Annotated in this window: 16 protein-coding genes; 9 read left to right on the forward strand and 7 right to left on the reverse strand. The window is 48.0% G+C overall.

The genetic code is table 11. The features are described from left to right. The 7 genes from HMPREF1534_RS04940 to HMPREF1534_RS04910 form a co-directional block, all read right to left on the reverse strand. Window positions 1–3905 (reverse strand): DUF6531 domain-containing protein (locus tag HMPREF1534_RS04940; RefSeq protein WP_005942753.1); only part of this gene is annotated, 3905 nt, incomplete at its 3' end. A gap of 83 nt (window positions 3906–3988) precedes the next feature. Next, complete coding sequence (locus HMPREF1534_RS04935; RefSeq protein WP_005942757.1) at window positions 3989–5365, reverse strand: DUF5458 family protein; 1377 nt, start codon at window positions 5363–5365, stop codon at window positions 3989–3991. Next, window positions 5362–5835: a hypothetical protein gene (locus HMPREF1534_RS04930; protein ID WP_005942760.1), complete on the reverse strand. Its 474-nt coding sequence runs from the start codon at window positions 5833–5835 to the stop codon at window positions 5362–5364. The genes HMPREF1534_RS04935 and HMPREF1534_RS04930 overlap by 4 nt, the downstream gene beginning before the upstream one ends. A gap of 45 nt (window positions 5836–5880) precedes the next feature. Next, window positions 5881–7239, reverse strand: a complete 1359-nt coding sequence (locus tag HMPREF1534_RS04925; protein ID WP_005942763.1) for a hypothetical protein — start codon at window positions 7237–7239, stop codon at window positions 5881–5883. A gap of 11 nt (window positions 7240–7250) precedes the next feature. Then, window positions 7251–9059 carry a type VI secretion system Vgr family protein gene (locus HMPREF1534_RS04920; RefSeq protein WP_005942765.1) on the reverse strand — a complete coding sequence of 603 codons (1809 nt, stop codon included), beginning with the start codon at window positions 9057–9059 and terminating at the stop codon, window positions 7251–7253. A gap of 117 nt (window positions 9060–9176) precedes the next feature. Next, window positions 9177–9575: a type VI secretion system tube protein TssD gene (gene tssD / locus HMPREF1534_RS04915; protein ID WP_005942768.1), complete on the reverse strand. Its 399-nt coding sequence runs from the start codon at window positions 9573–9575 to the stop codon at window positions 9177–9179. Between the two features lie 54 nt (window positions 9576–9629). Continuing rightward, window positions 9630–11072, reverse strand: coding sequence for an IS4 family transposase (locus tag HMPREF1534_RS04910; protein WP_005936442.1), 1443 nt, complete (start codon window positions 11070–11072; stop codon window positions 9630–9632). A gap of 362 nt (window positions 11073–11434) precedes the next feature. On the opposite strand from HMPREF1534_RS04910, the gene HMPREF1534_RS04905 reads away from it, so the two are divergent. The 9 genes from HMPREF1534_RS04905 to HMPREF1534_RS04860 all read left to right on the forward strand — a co-directional run bounded on the left by HMPREF1534_RS04905 (window position 11435) and on the right by HMPREF1534_RS04860 (window position 19855). Then, on the forward strand, window positions 11435–13912 hold the full coding sequence (locus HMPREF1534_RS04905; RefSeq protein WP_005942771.1) for an ATP-dependent Clp protease ATP-binding subunit: 2478 nt from the start codon (window positions 11435–11437) through the stop codon (window positions 13910–13912). A gap of 11 nt (window positions 13913–13923) precedes the next feature. Then, the gene (tssD, locus tag HMPREF1534_RS04900) at window positions 13924–14346 is read left to right on the forward strand and encodes a type VI secretion system tube protein TssD (protein ID WP_005942775.1); all 423 of its coding nucleotides are present in this window, start codon (window positions 13924–13926) and stop codon (window positions 14344–14346) included. A 13-nt stretch (window positions 14347–14359) separates the two neighbouring features. Further along, the gene (gene tssD / locus HMPREF1534_RS04895; protein ID WP_005942778.1) at window positions 14360–14770 is read left to right on the forward strand and encodes a type VI secretion system tube protein TssD; all 411 of its coding nucleotides are present in this window, start codon (window positions 14360–14362) and stop codon (window positions 14768–14770) included. 25 nt (window positions 14771–14795) lie between these two features. Beyond that, window positions 14796–15788 carry a hypothetical protein gene (locus HMPREF1534_RS04890; protein ID WP_005942780.1) on the forward strand — a complete coding sequence of 331 codons (993 nt, stop codon included), beginning with the start codon at window positions 14796–14798 and terminating at the stop codon, window positions 15786–15788. Window positions 15789–16398: 610 nt separating this feature from the next. Further along, complete coding sequence (locus HMPREF1534_RS04880; protein ID WP_005942783.1) at window positions 16399–16692, forward strand: hypothetical protein; 294 nt, start codon at window positions 16399–16401, stop codon at window positions 16690–16692. A gap of 14 nt (window positions 16693–16706) precedes the next feature. Then, window positions 16707–17105 (forward strand): type VI secretion system tube protein TssD, encoded by a 399-nt coding sequence (gene tssD / locus HMPREF1534_RS04875; RefSeq protein ID WP_005942784.1) that lies wholly within the window; start codon window positions 16707–16709, stop codon window positions 17103–17105. Between the two features lie 2 nt (window positions 17106–17107). Beyond that, window positions 17108–17548, forward strand: a complete 441-nt coding sequence (tssD, locus tag HMPREF1534_RS04870; protein WP_008778759.1) for a type VI secretion system tube protein TssD — start codon at window positions 17108–17110, stop codon at window positions 17546–17548. Then, a complete protein-coding gene (locus HMPREF1534_RS04865) occupies window positions 17539–18003 on the forward strand; it encodes a GPW/gp25 family protein (RefSeq protein ID WP_005942788.1) in 465 nt (154 codons plus the stop codon). The genes tssD (HMPREF1534_RS04870) and HMPREF1534_RS04865 overlap by 10 nt, the downstream gene beginning before the upstream one ends. A 7-nt stretch (window positions 18004–18010) precedes the next feature. Next, on the forward strand, window positions 18011–19855 hold the full coding sequence (locus tag HMPREF1534_RS04860) for a type VI secretion system baseplate subunit TssF (protein ID WP_005942790.1): 1845 nt from the start codon (window positions 18011–18013) through the stop codon (window positions 19853–19855). The last annotated feature ends 8 nt before the right edge of the window (window positions 19856–19863 follow it).

Consider the following 19863-nt stretch of genomic DNA (forward strand, 5'->3'; position numbering starts at 1 on the left):
TCGAAAACATATCCGTATAGCGTAGGATTACCACCCGCCAATCCAATCGGGTCAGAAGAAATATACATCCCCATCTTCGGCGAGTAGTACCTGAATCTATTATAATACAATCCAGTCTCAATATCCTCATACTGTCCCTGGAATCTGAACGGACAATCAAACTCCGCTCCCTTATCAACGGCAAGCACTTTTCCGTAAATGTCCAGCGTGCAGTCCCAAGTCTTATTTCCCTGTCCGTCGTACATCTGGATGGGTGTACCCAAGTAGTCGGACACAATGGAATACTGCTTGCTCTCCTGTATCTTTGCCGTAGGTACAAACGTACCTGCCTCGAACACCCAGGTAGTAATATCTTCTACCGGTTCTTTTGGAAGGGTGTTTCCCTTTTCGTCTGATTGTAAGTCAATGGTTTTATAGCTCCACTCATGTAAAGGCACGTTTCCATCCCACACCCAGCGTGTGACCTTTTCGAAATACTGCTTAGCTGTGCGTCGTCCCAACGCATCGTAGCGGAACTCCACCGGCCTGCCGTCCGGGCGTATCACTTTCTTCAGCATACCGTTGGACGCCCACTCGTAGAGCCATCCCATGCCTGTAGCCAGGCAGTGGATGCTACGTTCCTTCTCCATGCGCTTGCGATCGTACCTTACGCCCGTTTCCTGCAACCATTTGAACTCACGGAAAATGAGGTTCCCCTCGTCGTCGTAGTGGTAGAAACAATCCGGGTCTTCCAAAAGTTTTCCACCGGCACCGTATTTGCGGTCCTTCCTGTCCGGGGTTCCGAAGAGGTTGCCCACGAAGTCCGGCACACGATAAATCACGTCCGTTTCCGAACCTTGGGTAATTTCCTGCCGGATAAGGAAGTCGAAACGGTCGTAGTCGTAGCGCATGACCGTTCCCGTCAGCTCGTTCTCCTTGGAAAGCAGTCGGTTGGCAATCCCCCACTCATAGCGGTATGCTCCACGCTCGATGCCTCCCGACCGGACCGACTTGCGCACCTCGCGCCCGAAACCGTCGCGCTCGGTGCAGACTGTTACGCCACCGGAGAAGGTGCGCTGCACCTCCAGCCCCGTATTGTCGCGTACCCAGGATGCCTGCCAGCTTTCACCTGCCTGCATGGTCTGCAGGTTGCCTTCCCGGTCATAGGTATGACGGATGTCCGCTCCCAGACTGCTGGTGATGCGGGTACAGTTGCCTTCGCTGTCATAGGTGCGGCTGACGGTGTATTCTCCCTGCCTTTCCTCTGTAACCAGTCCCGTCTTCCTGTCACGGGTGAACTCCAGCAGGTTCTCGCTGTTCTTCGCCTTAATGAGCATGCCGTCCTTGTCGTACGTGTAAAGAGATATCTCTCCGTCATACTGTTCCTCCTTCAGTATGTTGTCCAGTCCGTCATACAAGTATTCCGTCCATTTGTCCCCGGGGCGATTCACACGGGTAACACGTCCCGCACCATCGCGCTCGTACTCACGCCGCAAGCCGTCGAAACCTATTTCCGTAACGACTTGCCCCAGTCCGTCCAGCTCGAAGAAATAGTTGTCGCCCGCCTCGTTGCCGATGCGGCGGAGCTGCAACTCACTGTTGTAGCCGAACGTAATCCAGTGCCTGTCCTGCTCACGGCTTTTCAATACCCCCAACGCCCCGTAGGTAAACTTTACCTCACGGATGTTGTCCTTGGCATGTACCATGTTCCCCATGGCATCGTACTCAAACCGGTGCACGTTGCCATCCGGTTCCTCCAGCCGTATCAGGTTGTCCGCGCGGTCGTAGGCATAACGGGTGGCATTGCCTTTGACGTCCACCGCCTGTATGAGCCTGCCCCTGCCGTCATATTCCCACCGACGGAACAGCCCGTTGGGGAACTGTAGCAGCTCCAAATCGTAACGTCCGTTGAATGTGAGCGTATAGACACGCCCCAGTCCGTCCGTTATGGTTCGCAACACGCCTCCCTCGTAGGCATATTTCACTGTTTCTCCGCTCAACGTGGTACGGCTGATGACCCGATCCTGTTCATCATAGTCCCATGAAAGCCTTTTGCCTCCCGGTGTGCGGAGTGAAACCAAATTGCGGTTTTTGTCATAGTCCAAGAAGGTGTCCTCCTCGTTTTCGTCCGTTATCCGCACCGGCCGGCCGAACTCATTGTAGGCGGTCTTATGGGTATAGCCTTCGGGATTGACCGTGACCTCCAGTTCCTGAAAGCTGTTGTATTGGTGACGGGTAATTCCTCCGTTGGCATCCACTATCTTATAGATGAGTTTGTCCTCACCGTAATAATATTCGGTTTCGGCATTTTCCCCGTTGCGGATATGGGTATATCCCTTGCCGTAACGGATGAAATATTCCATCACGCCTCCATCGCCCCATGTATGCACACAGCGGGCATTCTCCCCCTTACCTTCATATTCCCAATGGAAGGACATACCCCCTTGGTTGGTAAGCTGTACCAGCAGGTGCCCACCGGAATAGATGAAATGCTTGCTGACATCCAGCGCATCGATGGTTTCCACCATGTCGCCCCGGTCATCATAACGATAGCGGACCAGCTTCACCTCCTCACCGTCCTGATCCACAGATACGCAGAGTACCCGTCCCGACTCGTCGGTCTCCACTTTCAGGAATTCTCCCCGTGAGGATATAATTCCTGCCAGCCTTCCCCCCGAAGCATATTCGAAGCGGACCCGGAACCCGTCCTTCGTGGAAATGTCCGACACCATGCGGTAGCCGAAACGGTTTTCAGGACCGTCAAAGCGGTATTGCAGTCCCCGGATGTCTGTAAGCTGATAACCCCGAGCGTCAAGCGTCCAGGACAACTGTTCCTTACGGTCAAAATAGGAATCTCCGGGTTTCAGTACGGGCAGGAAAGACTCCCGTCCGTCAGCATGGCGGAACAGAAAGGCTCCTTCCTCCAACTGCCGTATTCCCAGATTGTAGCTATGATGCCAGTTATACCCCAACGGACCGTCCACGGCGGCATCGCTGTAATAGGTGCGTTCCCAAACGATAGGGATGGGACCGGGCAGCTCGAAATCCACGTTGGTGTGATATACCCTGCCTGTGGCAGCATCCACCGGTTCGCCGAATGTCTTGCATTTTATGGGCTGGAGGATGTCCGCCAGTTTGTTCATACCGTTCTTTCTCAGTCTGTCAATCAGGTTCTGGAATTGGTCACCTATCTTCTTCCACATTTTACCCAAGCCCTTCAGCCCGAACTTCATTGCCAACGCGAATATGTCAATGGTAGGCGGTCCGCCCACAAGCACAGGCTTGCCTACCGATGTGATGGTAGAGAGCATGGAAGTGGGAGCAAGCAAAGCCTTGCTCACCTTCTTGGGCTTTCCCTTGCGGGGAATTGTGGGTACTCCTACGATATTGCAGGAGAGCGCCGGATGTGTGAGGGTGGAACAGGGCGCACCGTCCGCCAGGACTGTGGAACTACCCATCCACATTTCCGACTCGGACATTCCGCTGACCAACGGAGCCGGATGCAGCACGAACGCAGGCAGATGCACAATGCCGATACCCGCCTGCGCAATCCACTGGTTGTGTACCTTTACCGACGGGGCCATGCTCTTGAGGATGCTGCATGCCACTCCCGCCACTCCGCCGGTCACAGGCGGAATAGCCGCCGCTATGCCTGCCATGATGTCCGCCATAAGGTCGTACACCTTACCCACGTGAGGTACAGGCATGATGGGGGAGGGAGGGGTAACGGTAGGATGCATGTCTATCCCTATGGACAGATCGCCGAACTTGGCGACAGGCATACCCGGCATGGAAGGAAGCATTCCGCCCAAACCTGCCTGAATCTCGTCCAAAGCCGCCTTGGAGTCTGCAAAAAGGTCGGCAAAGCCCCGTCTGACACTACTATCGCCGGTAGCGTCAGCTATATTCTTGAACACATCTGACATGGTGAGAAATTTTTAGAATGTAAAAAAGGAAACAGCCGGAGTCACCAACCGGAACACTCCGGCCGTCTAAGAAAGGACTTTATCTATGCATCCTGCGCATAATCGCTGTTCCAGTCGTTCTCGTCATCCCCTTTTGTACCTTCCAGCTTGATGACAAAACTCTTTGCCGGGAAATAAGGAGTCAGGTGAATGTCGAGGAAAATGCGGTCTTTCTGCTTCGGGTCACGCTCGAAACGAAGAATCTTGAACTTCTCAATCAAGCGTCCGGGTCCCTGTATGCTGTCCAGGAACTTGCTGATCTGACCACGCAAATCCCTTTCCGCCTTGCTGTTCCAGTTTTCAAAGGCACGGCGGTTGAGGAAGTCCATCAGCACTTTCGTCACCCAGTCGAACACACGGACCACGGAATAGGTCTGCAATCCCAGGTTATCCCCATTGAACAGAGTCTTGGCAGAGAAAGCCATCACCTTGCCGTACTCCTTCACCATCGGAATCAGGCCAATCTTCTCGATTTCAGAGATCTCACTCTTTTTCAGGTTGAATGCAACCCCGTCCACCTCACTCATGGAACCGTACTTCTTTCCGGCGGTAACCTGTGCCATTACCGTCTTGTACACACTGCCCGCCAACGCCGCAGAAGGAGGAATCAACAAATCTTCCGTTTCACCCAGTTCCGCATAACGTCCGCGTCCCACCAGGTAATTGCAGGTCATACATACATTGGACTTGTACACATCGCCTCCCGAAAGGTTGGAGTCAAAGAACATTTCTATAACGTCATCCGGCTTTTCCAAATCAGCGAAATCGGTGTAAATCATTACCTTGTTGTCATGTGCTATCTTTGCCCATTTTTCAATCACCTTGTTGGAACCCAAATACCCGGGAATAACCAAAAGAGAGTAGTTGGTACGCAAGTCCAACCGGTCATAGTTCGCACGAAGCTCGTTCGCAATGGCATCAATGAAGAAAGAATTGTCCAAATCGGTAAGCTGGTCCATCGAAGCGTTCACGATGGAGATGTTCTTGATCTTGTCGGAATCCGTATTCTTGTAGAAGAGCATGACCGTGCGGTAAGACTTCTCCAACTGCTTGACCTCCTCTACCGCCTTCAACTGGTTTTGGGAAAGCAGACCGGATACCGCCGCCGATTTCTTCTGGCACAATTCCACCATCTCGCTGATGGATTTGTTACCCTCCAGCATATCCAGCCACATTTCCAGCCGTTTTTTCAGTTCCTTGCGCTCACCCGCCCGTTCAGGATCGGAAAGGAATATGTTCCGCCGCGCCTTACGTTCCGGGTTCAGGTTCTGTATGCCGTCCACGGAAGATTCCAGGACATTAAAACCTCCAAACTTAGCCAGAACCTGCAATTCTGCATTCAGATTTCTGGACTGCGCCACAGCCTGTTGCTGCTGTACGGCAGCTTCTCTTTGTGTATTCTGTTCGCTCATAACTATCATTCATTAGCAGGATTAGACTTCTCGTTGTTCTTCAAATCGTCCAGAATGGCGGAAATCGCATTGACGAAAGCCCCGCGTGTCTCCGGATTTTCCAGTACCCGTTGCAACACCTTGTTGGAGCGCAATGACTTCTCCATCCTGTCCGCAAACTGTTTCTCCGCATTCAGCCCGGACAAGAAAGGACTCTGTTCCGTCATCTTCTTGACAGAAAAATCGCCGACATTTTGAAAACGGAAATTTTCCTCTACGGGAGCCCCCTCCGCATCCGAGAACTCGATATCTATTTCCGGCCGGAAATGTGCAAACACTTCGTCGATGTTGGTCAAGCCTGCGATCACTTCGGGAGCCACCGGTTCGTCTTTTGTCAACTGTTCCACCAATAACGTTCGGTTTTGTGGAATTTCCGCAATACCTTCGGAAGCGTCAATCTTCACCTCGTTTCCGCCGATTCCATAATTTCCAAGGTCCATACTTATTCAATTTTAAATTAAAAATATATGTTAATTAAATCTCTGTCAATTGAAAATACCCCCTTTTCTTCTGGCCTTCGCCAGCTGCATGTCCGGATTGTCCACCAATTCCTTCCAGTCGTCCCCGAGCCACTCCCGGAGCTGTCCTTCCAAAATCGAGACATCAAGCGGGGAACGTACCTGTCTTCCTGTGTGAAGAGCCAGATGTGCCGCGTAAGTGAACGTGGAACTCCGCCTGATTTCCCCGGAAAGGTAACTCCCCCCGGACAGGGCGAGCAAAAAATACTCGAAAGCCTGTTCCATCTTCCCAACCTCGTAGCGCAGGAAACCACACATGCGGTAGCCTTCCATGACATAATAAGGGTCTTTTTGCGTGATGGCTTTCCGTGCCATCCCTTCATACAAGGCAACCGCCTCCTCCCGTTTTTTCCCGGCTGTCAGAATCGCCGCTTTCATGGATACGGCCATTTTCCAATAACTGTATCCTGCCGCTTCGCCACTTTCCATCGCCTTCTCCGCCTCTTTGATGGTCGCATCACTGTACTTCATGCTATGCCTGTATTCCCGGATCGCGTAACACGCCTCAGACGCTATGAACAGAGCAGAAGTCCGGATATTCGTATCCTTCATTTCTTTGGAAATATCCAATAGTTTTCGGATTTCCCTGTCCAATAATTTCCAATCCTGCTTTTGTGTACAATCCATGACAACCGTCACCTGCTGCTTGAACCGGTTTTCAGGCGCAATCAGGTCATTACCGCTATCCGACCGTGCCATCCGGTTATGCAATGCCGCCGCCATATCGAACCGGGGGCGTATGCAAACCACCTCCCGGGACTCGTCCAGCCTGACATTCCTGTTCCCTCTCAAATCAATGGTTGTCATCCGGATTCCCTGCGGGACGCCCTCTTTCAGCACATTGCCGAACCATCCTGTCCGGGAGCACCCCCTTTCCTGTTCCGGAGGAAAGTACAGACAGAAAAAGGCATCATCCAACCGGGAGATACATGCCTTGAAACGCAACATCTCTCTCCACAAGTTGCCCGCCGTATGTTCAACCGACACATCGGGGGTATATTCTTCCCTCAACAGCCCGTCGTGCCGCAGAGCCCTGAGAATATCATACTTCTCCTCAACCTTTTCCGAGAACCAACCCGCATATTCCTGCCAGAGCTGTTCGGCGTATTCCTCGTCATCCCCCTTATACGGAGTATCAAAACGAAAGAATATATCGTCGAACCGTCCTACCGGAGAACGTTCTATTTCCAGAAACCTGTCCACCAGGTCCACATCATTCTGACCGACAATCCATACAGACAGTTTCCAGTCCCTGTTACCGGCTATATCCGCCCAGTAATCGACCGCTTTGTAATATTCCTGTATAACAGATGCAGATGCTCCCATAACCAACCGGATTACGAATTGATTTTTACCATTCCTCCCGAAACCGCCACATCCGCCGTGCCTTCTATTACGAGGTTCGTACCGTTGAGCGTCCCAGTCCGGGTGGTCAGGTCATATTCTTTGGCCGCTTCCATTTTTATATTGGTACCGCTTCCACTGATTATATTCTTCTCGCTGCTGAGTACCATGTTCTCGTTGCCGGACAACAACGTCACGCTTTTCCTGCCTTCAATGGAAATGGTATCCGCCTGCAAGCCTATCGACTTTTCGTCCATTATGATGACCGATTCATCCTCGTTGGTAATGGTAACGCTTTTTTTCGCCATGACGGTAATGGCATCCGTGCCGTCCAGCAGAATCAGCTGCTTTCCCGTCCGGTCAGTAATGACGATACTTCCCGTCTCATCATCGAAAACGATGGCGTTACCGCTGCGTGTGATGATGCTTTTGGTCTTGTTGTTCTCATCGCCACCTTTTCCCGAAGCGGAATGGAACATAGCTCCCGTTACATAAGGGCGATCCGGATTGCCGTGCTCATAGCCGACCATGACCTGGTCTCCGACTTCCGGGACAAATACCCATCCGCGATTTTTGGGAACCGCATCGCTTACTCCCGCATTCGGACTCTGCATCCTGATCCAATTGGTTGTCTTATCATTCTTCTGCCAGTCGAAAGCTACTTTCACGCGTCCCTGCCCCTTCTCATCATCGTTCTTCCTTACCGTAGCCAGTTCCGGCAACGCCAGCGGAAGCCTCACATCGGGGACAGGGATATGTACCGTACCGTCCGGAATACCGACGAAGGAGTTCGTATAGTGTCCGTCACGGCGTACCTCGTGCACGACTTCGACAATGCGGAACTTTCCTAAAGGAGACAGACCCATCCTGTCAGGGAAAGAGACATCAATGATTTCGCCGATCCTGATCCGACAAGTCTTTCCTATACCCTTTATATTCAACAGATTGGCTCCAGATTCGTTTCTGACGACTTTCATCTGCTCGTCCAATCCTGCCTTGTCCGTTATATGAGGATTGGCTGCCGAGGTTGTTTTTGCGGCGTATGCCTTTTCGGAGCAACCGTGCGCAATGGACTGAAGATCGTTCATACCATCCGGTTTGGCGGGCGTATCTGCATTATGCTGTTTGTTCTCCTGCGCTACATAATCGTATCTTGCAGATTTTCCCGGTATCAGGTTGGCAACCAAACGCACTTCTTCCAGATCCATGTCGTAAACGATTTTCTCCGTATTGTCCTTCTCCGGCTTTCCGAAATACACTTTTGTCCCATCATAATAGAACCACTCCCCATAGAGTGCCGAGAGGCGGTTCATGAAGTCAAAGACGCTCTCATTATACTGCGCCATATAAGGTATAGGCGTCGCATACTTGGGGTTGGAAACCAGGTTGACCTTTCCATATTCCTGTGTCGCCTCCTTTATTATGGTGGAAAGGGACTGGTCCATCCATGAGTCGAGTGTCCTGTTGTTCTCATAGAGTATCGTAGGGCTTGCTCCATGAATGGCCACTCCGCCTGTCTCACCCATGCTTCCAACCATTTCCACCCGAGTGATGACACCCTCGAAATCATAACTTTCACCCGTCTGCTTGTGGGCAAACGAAATGCTGGCGGTCTCCCCGATGTAACCGATGAATTTTTCCGGGGTTTGTTGGAACGTATTGTTAGGCGACAGATAATTCACCACCACGGTAAAGGTGTGATGCCGGTTAAAACCCTGACGGAGACACAATGAAACGAACTTCTGCTCTTCTCCTTTCACGGTCACTTTAGTAGCCACCAAATTCAGAAAACTTGCTCCCATACTATCTTAAACTATGAATTTCAATTATTAAACCGACCAGTCGGTATGTTTTTTGGTGCCGAAATAACCGGAATTGGTATATTCCGGCACCTTAAAACTTTGATTAGGAAACAACCGTTAGTTGTTTTCCGGCCAATCCTGTGTAAACGTAGCCTCGTCCATTTTCACGGTCTGTGCGGAAATGGCGAACTTGACTGTCATCGGATAGGCGTTAGCCACATTCAGTGCCTCCTCATACTCTACCACGTAACCGTTTTCGAACACCAGTTCCTTCATTTTGGCATCCTCATCCGCTTTCTTGAAGACGATGTTTCCGTTTACAGGCTGGTACTGCTTGAACATTTTATCCAGCACAATGGTATCGGGAGTCGATTCGACTTCCACATAGATTGTGCCACCATAAATGTCAGATGCCGGACGACCTTTGGGGTCCACATCACGATTGAACTTGACTCTCCAGTTCAATACATCAAACTCTCTTGAGTCCGAGAACTTAAATGACGCTTTAAATGCCATAGTCTCAAAGTTTTAAATTAAACAACTTAAGTTTCGCAAGTAAAGTGTAGCTCCTCAGGCGGCTGGTGTCAGCCTGTCGAAAGCCTGCTTCACAGCTTTGATTTGTTTATCGTTTGATATTACTTGTTCAGTCAGAACCATTGCATCACAGTTAAGTACCTCGGCAATGACGTTTATAACTTCTACAATCAGCAGCCAGATTTTTTCTGCTACTGAAAGTTCAACAGAGTTCTTTGAAATTTCAGCAAAGAGTCCTCCGATAGTTTCGTATGACTCATAGCGTTTGACATAACTGAGAATATTGTATTGCAGTACGCACAATGATATGCCTGCAATCTGTCCGGCGAAGTCTCTGCACTGGTTCTTTCCGAGTTTAAGATTTTGCTTCATCTCTTTGTGAGCCACTTCGATAACCCATCTTCTTGAGTAAAGTCTGAAGGCTTCTTTCGCATCAAGTTTCAAATCCGAGGTAAGCAGAGCATTCCAATTGCCGTTCTTGCCTCTTCTGTAGAAGAACAGGCAGACCTTAATGCTGGAGATTTTAGCAGAGACAGTTGCTGTGTAGTAACCGATTGAGCGGCTATACTTTACGTTCTTGGATTTTTGGAGAGCCTTGATAAGTTCAGGCGCTGTCTTGTTTCCAAGATCTGTCTCATACTTTGTCTTGCCCATCTTTATCATTCCGATAAGGTGGCATCCAAAGTGCCTTGAGACCACGAACTTCAAAAGTTCAGAGCAGGTAAACCAACTGTCAACAAGAAGATAATCGAAACGTACACCCTCTATGATTGAGCGCTTGAGCATGCTGATGGCCGTCTCAATCTTACTTGCAAAATACTCAGCGCTACGCCTGGCAATACGCTCATCCCCTGAGTGTTCCTTACAATAGCGAGCCTCCGTCTGTTTCTTGAATAACCCCTGTGGCTTATCGCTTCGTTTTCCCTCCTCTCCATGGAGAGAAAAGTCAAGGAGAAACTGGGATACACCATCCGTAAAGCAGAGGAACATTGCCTTGAATCCAAGTATAGGCTTCATTTGGGTATGAGAGAATACCTTGCCAATCTTCTCGGTCTTGAATCCGGTCTTCGGAAGGTCTGTATCATCGATGATGACGCATCTGATGTCCGACTTCAATGTCGTTCTGCGTTTCACACGTGAATACAACTGCCTGAAAACCGAGTAGATTATACGTCGCCAATTGATGTTGCCGTCGTTCATGAAACGATAGAACATATCTTTGTGGCAGACAAATATCTTACCCAGGGCAGAAGACGAATAGTTGGCAGCATTCTTAATTGAAAAGAACGGGAACAGAACAAGCAGTTGTAACACCTGAAGACAGGTGAATTTGCAATTCGGATTCTTAACTGACCCGATAACTTTGCTTTGTATCCTTATGCTGTTCATAATGGTTGATATGCTGTTTATTGCCTTGCTGGAGTCATTGTTTGCAAAAAACTCTTGGAGTTCACCGATAATATGTCTATTTTTGTTCATGGCTAAAGGGTGCTATATGTTTGTTTGGCGACATTAATATAGTGATAATCATTGAATTATCAAACTCTTTAGCCTTTTTTTATTACATTATTTGAGTACTTGCGAAACTTGAGTTAAACAATAAATTGATTTTGAAATATCCGGTCAGAGGCGGTCTGTTGTTACCCTGTCTTTGTCCTTCAATTTCTGCGCCCAATATATGGCATTTTCTGAAAACTACAAAGAACTTTCGAGGATTTTTTCTTGTTTTTGTTGGAAACATGCTCACAAGCATAAAAAAACAACGGTCAAAAATAGCTGGATTATTTTTTTTGCCTTATATTTGCAATGTTCTCCTGCGCAATTTTTAAATCTTAATGATTATGGATACAGGAGTTGGTTTCATTAATCTTGATGATTCTGTAAAAATTGCGCTTAACATAGCACTTGCAGTGGCTCGTGAAAATGCGAACGAGTGTTATACTCCCTCGCATTTGTTGAAGGCTCTACTTCATAAGGATGTAGGGCTACGAGATTTTATAATAAGTATAGGTAAGGATTTAGGCTATCTGGAGGAGTGGGCGGACGTGTACATCGAGCAATGCCCGAAATCCACCCGGTTGTCCGAGATCAAGCCATCGGAGCAGATCGACTCCGTTTTCCGAGCCGCCGATGACGCACGAATCCAGTTCGGGCTGTTCGACATCAATCCCATCTGCGTGCTATTGGCACTGACAAAGCCCGGTGTCGCTTTTTCCAGTGACCAGCTCAGGTCTTTCCCCATTCTGGAAAAGGATATCCATTCCATATATATAGGAAACGGACAGCCGGTATGTTCTCCTGCCGCCACGGCGGATGCCTATGTTCCGGCCTCCGCCTCGTCCTCTTTTCTGGCAAAGTATTGCGTGGACCTTACCGCGGCTGCGGCAAACAGGCTGCATCCGGTCATCAACCGCGACCGTGAGAACCGTATGGTCATGGAGATACTGGGAAGCCGGAGCAAGTCCAATGTCCTGATAGTCGGCGATGCCGGTGTGGGAAAAACAGCACTGGTTTACGGGTTAGCCTGGGATATTGTCAACCATAAGGTGCCTTCGTTCCTGGCTGAAGCCCGTGTCTTCGAGTTAGACAACGCCTCCCTGATCGCCGGAGCCACCTATAAAGGAGAGATTGAGGACCGCCTGAAAAACATCCTGAAAGAATTGCGGAATATTGACAATGCCATCCTGTTTATTGACGAAATCCACGTACTGCTGGACAACCGGCAAGGAAATTCCGGTGCGGGAAATGTCTTGAAACCCGAACTGTCGCACGGCGACCTGACCGTCATCGGCGCCACCACCATTGACGAATACCGCAAGATCATTGAGCCGGACCATGCTTTCAGCCGCCGTTTCGAAACCGTGCAGATAAGCGAGCCGGACATAAAGTCCGCCATCCAGATGCTGCACTCCGTGCAGAAACAATATGTGGACTACCATCAGGTAAGGATCTGCGACGATGCCGTAGCCGAATGTGTACGTCTTGCCAAGCGGTACGTGAAAGACCGCCGTCTGCCGGACTCCGCCATCGGTCTGCTGGATATGACGCTTTCCGCCATCAAGATGGTCAATGAAACAGGGAAAAAGGACACGGAGGCTTTGCTGTCCAGATTGGATGAGATAGAAAAGGGAGAGAAAGAGAGCCATGAAAAGACGGAAGAGCTGAAAACGCTGCTTTTCCTGATGCACAACAAATTAAGCCCTATCCTTTTAGGTGTCATCCCTGACGAGGCGGATATCCATGAATTACAGGAGTATGAAGAACTCGCCGCTTATCTGCGAAACGCATTGAACGCCATCTTTCAATTTGCCGAAAAGAAAATAGAGGAGGTAGGCGTCTACGAGGTGGCCGCCGTTGTCGCCAGCAAGACAGGCATTCCTATCGGCAAGATACAATCACAGGAGAAAGAACGGCTACTCAATATGGAAGAGTATCTGCGGCGACGCGTCGTCGGACAGGATCAGGCTTTGAAAACGCTGACGGACGCCATCCTTGAATCCCGTAGCGGCATGAACAAACCGGGACAGCCCATCGGCTCCTTCTTCCTGTTGGGACCGACCGGTACCGGCAAGACCGAACTCGCCAAAGCACTGGCGGAAGCCCTGTTCAATGACGAGAAATCCATGATCCGCTTTGACATGTCCGAATTCAAGGAGGAACATTCCGCAGCCCTGCTTTACGGAGCACCTCCGGGATATGTGGGCTATGAGGAAGGCGGTATGTTAGTCAATAAAATACGCCAACAGCCATACGCCGTAGTCCTCTTTGACGAGATAGAGAAAGCGCATCCGTCCGTATATGACATTTTCCTGCAAATCATGGACGAGGGGAAGTTGCATGACCGTTTAGGCAAAGAGGGGGATTTCTCCAACTCCATCGTGCTGTTTACCTCCAACGTGGGCAGTGAATGGCTGACCAGGCAACTTGAATCCGGGAATGTTCCGCCCACCACCCAGATCATGGAGGTAATGGGACAGTATTTCCGTCCGGAGTTTCTGGCACGCCTGTCTGAAATCGTTCCGTTCTTCCCCATCCGTGAAGAGATACTCCTAAAAATATTCGATATACAGTTCAACGGAGTCAGAAAACTTCTGGACAAGCAGGGTATCGGCATCACCATCAGCGATGATGCCCGGAAAATGCTCGCCCACAAAGGCTTCACTCCCAAATACGGTGCCCGCCAAGTTGCCGGGGTCATCCGTAACTACCTGCGCAGACCGATTTCACGGCTTATCATCAACGAGGAGTTGGGCAAAGGAAAAAGTCTGGAGGTAGGTCTGGACGAACAGAATGAATTAACCTGGAATATTCACCAATAATCAAGTATCGTATGTTTGGATATACCGTATTCTTAAAGATAGGCAACCTGGCTGCCTCCTCACTGACCGACATGTACAAGGACAGCTACCAGCTCATCGGCTGCGAATTCGGATTTGCCCAAGGGATAGACATCAAAGGACAGGCACAGACCGAGGTAAAAGGCGGCACGTTCTATGTGACCTACCCTCATCTTCCCAACCGTGACATGATCCAGTGGATGCTGGATGCCCGTAAATACCAGAGCGGAGCCATCGTAGTTCATGACAACCAAGGCTCCACACTCGAAAAGATACTCTTTGAGCAAGCGACTTGTGTGGATATGGAAATCAGCTATATCCGGCAGGGCAAAAGCTATATTGCGACCAAACTGACCGTACAGGCACAGAAGCTGGCATTCGGTACAGAAGTATTTGAAAATCAGTGGGTGTTTTAAAAACAGCAGCGTTATGGGACTTTTTAATTTTCCGCAAGTGGACAGCAACGTGAATGTCATATTCAGCGTTGACGGCGACGAATATGCAGTGGAACAGTTCAAAATAGGTTTTCACCAGCCAGTAGATAACCTAAAGAACCAACCGGAAGGCGAAGTGCGAGGGGGACGAATCATGATAACCCTTTCGCAGACGGTGAAAAGCAACATCTACGGATGGGCTGTGAAACCGTGGGTGAAAAAGAACGGGGCAGTTCTGTTCAAGACCGGTACGTCCGGGGTGATATTTGAGGTGGCGTTTACGAATGCGTATTGTGCAAGGTTACATAGAAGTATCAGTTTTGGGCAGGGATTATCTACGACATTAACGATTTCTCCAGAAACATTAACAGTCCAAGGTGTTGATTTCGATAATAGATGGGTGTAATATGGGAAATTATAGAACAACATATATGGAATTAGATGACTTTAAGGTCTGCTGTATCCAAGGGTATCCTTATGAAGGATTTGTCATAGGGTGTGGGTATGCATATGTTGAAAACATTCCATTGGAGATGGCCATATTAGAAAATTCATCATATATATACAATCCAATAAAAGTTCAACAAATAGACACTTCTTTGTTGGCTATTATCAAGAGCCTTCATTTGACACCTGATGATATTCGTGATAAATTGGTTTCAGAAAAGGGAGATATGTACGTCTTAAATATACCGGAAGGTCCATTGACGATACCTAAAAAGGATTCTGAAATTATCATATCTACTGATGAATCCGATACTTATTTCAATATTAGAGTAGAAGTAAAGAGCAAGAATATAAATGGAAAATATGATTATGATTTTAATAACTATAATCATATTGATCGTTCATCAATAGAGTTAGTGAAACTTTTAGGAACTAAAGATACTAATATTTTACTTGACAATCTTATAGATTACTCAAAGGATATATATGGATATGTTGACATTTTTGCGGAAAGTTTGACAAAAACAGGAAAAACTAGAATTTCAAATAAAAATTTGAAACTGTATTTTGAAAAACAATCTGGATATGTCTTCTATGGTAATCAATATGTTAAGACCTATTCACTTTTTCGTATAGGGGAGAAAATAGGAAATGTAATAAAACCTATTGAATATGGATTAAATGCTCTTGAAATAGGGTACGCTTTGGTTAAAGATAAAGGATTCGGGGATAATACTCAAAATACAATTTTAAAAATTGGTGGTGGTATGGCTGGAGGGGCTGCTGGTTTATATTTAGGTACAAAAATAGGAATGTTTTTAGGAGCTACTGTTGCTGGACTATTTACTGCTGGTATTGGAATTGGTGCCGGTGCTGCTATTGGAGGTTTTATCGGAAGTACTATAGGAGGGTATTTGGGTGGTGAGTTGGGAGAAGATATTATTATCGACATTTCAAATTCTTTAATAATAAGATGAAAACATTGCTTAATCTATATTGGAATATAATGTTTTATTGTACATATACATTGTTGTTCTATCTTTTTAATAGATTGCTAAATCCAATATATTGGTTGCAAAACAAAAAAGTTAGATCACGACTTAATGAATATATTAACAATATTGTGTCATTTTTGAATAAACGAGAAGTAGATGAACGAGGTATAGACTCTGGGATTATTATATTTTCAACTTCTTATATTTGTGCCCATACACTTTGTTTTTTAAGTTTTTTATTTTGGCTTATTTATAAAACAACTAAGGTGAATGTTATTCAATTGGCATTCAATAATATGTTGGTATTAAGTATATTTTTTGTGATTATATGTATGGTTATGTATATTACAAACTATTTGTTTTTGTTTAAAAAAAGTAAGTACGAGCTTTTTTTTGTAAAGTTTAATACAGAAAAAAAACATACACTATATTATGGAATTTATTTATTCTCTTTGATAGTGCAATGTATATTGGTTTGGATTATGATTCGTTGTTAATAAAATTAAAGTTCATACAGGATAAGTAATAAGGACTCTGAATATCAATATCCTAAACTTTATTCTATATATCGTTAATATTTAAATAGATTATTATGAGACAATATAAAGTATTAGTGATTTATATCATAGCTAATGAGCAATTAGAAAAGTCATTTGAAGAAGAACTGGAGAAATACGGACTGGAACGGGTAGGAACGCAAGACATCTTCGCCCTCCCTTTGGAGGAATACCGGACGAAGGTGCAGGCTTTCAAAGCCTACCTGCGAGCCTACGTGCGCAAACATTTAGACACTCAGGACACGGTACTGTTTGTGGAATCACGCATGAACGAGGAACGGATCCTGACTGCCATGTTGCAAACCAATCTGACGAGTGAAGAAGAATAAAAAAGTATAAGGATATGAGTGTACAATCGTATATCAAGTTCTGGACAGCCGAACCCTCGGAGCATGAAGAAGTGCAGGCATACGATCTGCTGGGCTACGAGTATGACTTCCGGAAACAGACCACCTATAGCGGGCAAGTAACCGGAAAGACATACGGCGGCAAAATACGGGTGAGTATTGCCGGATTTCCAACGGAGGAACTCTTGGAATGGATGTTCAATTCAAGAATCCTGAAGGACGGAGAGGTGATGAACACTTCCGGCCTGCCCGGTACTCCCAAAGAGATCATCCGTTTCAAGGGAGCAAAATGCCTTGAGTTCAACGTACATTCAACAACCAAAGAGAGCCGTACCTCACTATTCATCCACTTCCGGGAAATGGAGACCGGCGATTCGTGTCACTTAAACTTATAATCATGAACTGGTTCACTTCATTGTTCAAAAACAAAAAATCCTCAATGCCGGATGACCGCTACGTGATGCGGCTGTCCGTCTGCCATGAGACATACAGCATTGAAGAGTTCGACCTGCAATTCAAGCGGAATACAGACCGTGACGGGTTGCCTGAAGGTGAGGCATACGGCGGATTCGTCACCTGTACCCTTACCGGTATGCCGGGTAACGAACTGTTGAGATGGGCCGCATACAGCGACTCCCGTGAGGACGGCGAAATACGAATCTACCAAAAGGACCAACCTGACCAACAGGCGACATTTGCCTTGCGCTTTGTGGAAGGGAACTGCATCCGCCTGCAACGCAAGGTTGACCGTATATCCCATTCCGGCAGCATCGTCCTTCTGTTTGCGGCAAGGACGATGAGATTTACGAACGAAGAATTTGAAAACGAATGGCACTGACAAGCATGGAAACAAAGTTTTGCAAATTGCCCCTGGATTTTGGCGCCTTGCTCAGCGAGGATGTGGAAAACAGCCGTCTCGTATCTTGTTCGGAAATCGAGTCCATCGACCAGTTTATCGAGCTGCTTATCAGCACGGCTCCCGGCGAACATGCCTTTGACAAGGAGTTCGGCTGTGAGATTTTTTTCCTCGACTTTGAGAGCATCGTTTCACACACCCGTTGGGAAGGGCAATTCTCGGAATACATCACCAAGGCGATCACCCAGCATGAGAAGCGGCTTACGGGTGTGAATGTCCGGGTCATCATTGATGACACCACCCGGCAGGACAATGTGTTCGACGCTCCCGCCGTAAAGAAACGTGTACAGGTATATGTATATGGAACCTTGGTGCATACCGGAGAAAAACGCTGTTTCTATTATGTGATTTATTTAGGACCCATTTCAACCCGATAAGAGGCGTATGAGTACAGAAAAATACAATAAAGAGCAAATCAGAAACCGTATGCTGAAATACGCCGCGGCTTTCTGGGGAATAAAAAAGGCGGAGAACTTCGACCCGGTTGTCAAGCTCCTGCTGGAAGCCTTGTCCAACGAGGTATATATGTTGGGAGAGGATTTTACCGCCATCGAGACCAGGCTGCTGGAAAAGACCGCCCGAATCCTTACTCCGGGCATACTGACCTCACCTTTTCCCGCACACGGCATCGTACACGCCTATCCCATAGAGCCATGCTATCAGATAACCAGGGAGTCAGGCATGTATTACGAGAGCGATTCCCTTACCCGAAAACTATCGACCGGAAGCGTGTCGTTTTATCCTGCCTGCGATACCCTTCTGCACAAAGCCGATGTGAAATATATGGTCTGCGACGACCTTCTCTACCGGATAGCCCCAACCTTGGAAAAGACCATGATTGCCCGTACGGAAACAAGGATGCCTCCACGTACCGTCTGGTTAGGGGTGGCGGTGGATGAATCCATTTCCGACCTTGAGGACTTTTCCTTCTATCTGGATTTCCCAAACCTCATGGAGAGCTATGAATATCTGCTCCTGCTCCCCTGTACGGAATGGTCCGTAGAGGGGAAGCCGGTTGTGATGGAACGAGGCATCCATGAAAGGACAACCATACCGGAAGAGCCGACCCGTGCCTTTTTCCAAAACTACGATGTGATGTCCGTCATAGACAGGGAAGTCATGGATATTTACAGCAAACATTTCTTGAAGGTATCGCAATCCTTTCCATTTGACAGTTCCTGGAAGAAAAACCTTCCGGACATCCTGCGCTCCTGCTTCAAAGAAGCCGTCCTTGAGAAAATGCAGGACAAGCTGGTCTGGGTGAAGATACAGTTTCCCGCCCATTTCACGCCGGAAGTCCTGGAAGAGCTGCATGCCGGCATCAATATCGTACCTGTCGAGAACAAGACACTGCATGAACAAACAACTCCCCTTGAGGACACCTTCAGGGTGGTGCCATTACGCACAGGCAACCATGAGTCCCTGCTGTCCGTACACAGCGTGAAAGACTCCGACGGGAAGACTTATCATGAACTTCTCTATCCCGAAAAGGATTCTACGGAAAGCAATGGAACCTACTCCATCCGCAAAGGCGGATGCGAACGTTTCGATTCCCGTTCCGCCAAGGAACTGCTCGGCTACCTGTCAGACCTGCTCGATGACGAGACCCATGCCTTCCATGCCGTTTCAAGCATCAAGCTACAGGCACTTACCACCCAGATGGAGCAACTGATGGCACAAATGAAGCAGACAGCCGACAGCATGAACGAGTCCAGGGAGACTCCCTATTATCTGATGATCGACCAGTTGTCCGGCAAGGGACAGATTACCGTCAAATACTGGACCACCAACTGCGAGGTGGGCAACCGGATACAGGCCGGTGTGAACCTGTCACCCAATGCCACCACTTATCTGGACTCGAAGACACTCGCGCTGGTCAGCACCACCTACGGTGGAAAACAAGCCCCCAAAAACAGGGAACAGATCGACATCTACAAATACGGTTTCATCTCGCACGGCCGAATCCTGACACAAAACGACATAGCCAGTTTCTGCAAGAAGGAACTCGGTGAGCTATTGGTGCGGACAGAAATCCGGAACGGAGTGGAGATCAGCCCGATGCCCCATGAAGGGCTGGTGCGTACCAAAGAGGTCCATCTGATTCTTGGAACGAAACTGGATGAGCCTTCGCAGGAAAAACAGATAAAAGACAACCTGCGTACCAAACTCTCGGCCTGTTCGCCGGACACATTCAACTACCGGATATTCATAGAATACAATAAAGCATAAATATCATA

Origin of the sequence: Phocaeicola massiliensis B84634 = Timone 84634 = DSM 17679 = JCM 13223 (assembly GCF_000382445.1) — a bacterium.
Lineage (GTDB): Bacteria > Bacteroidota > Bacteroidia > Bacteroidales > Bacteroidaceae > Phocaeicola > Phocaeicola massiliensis.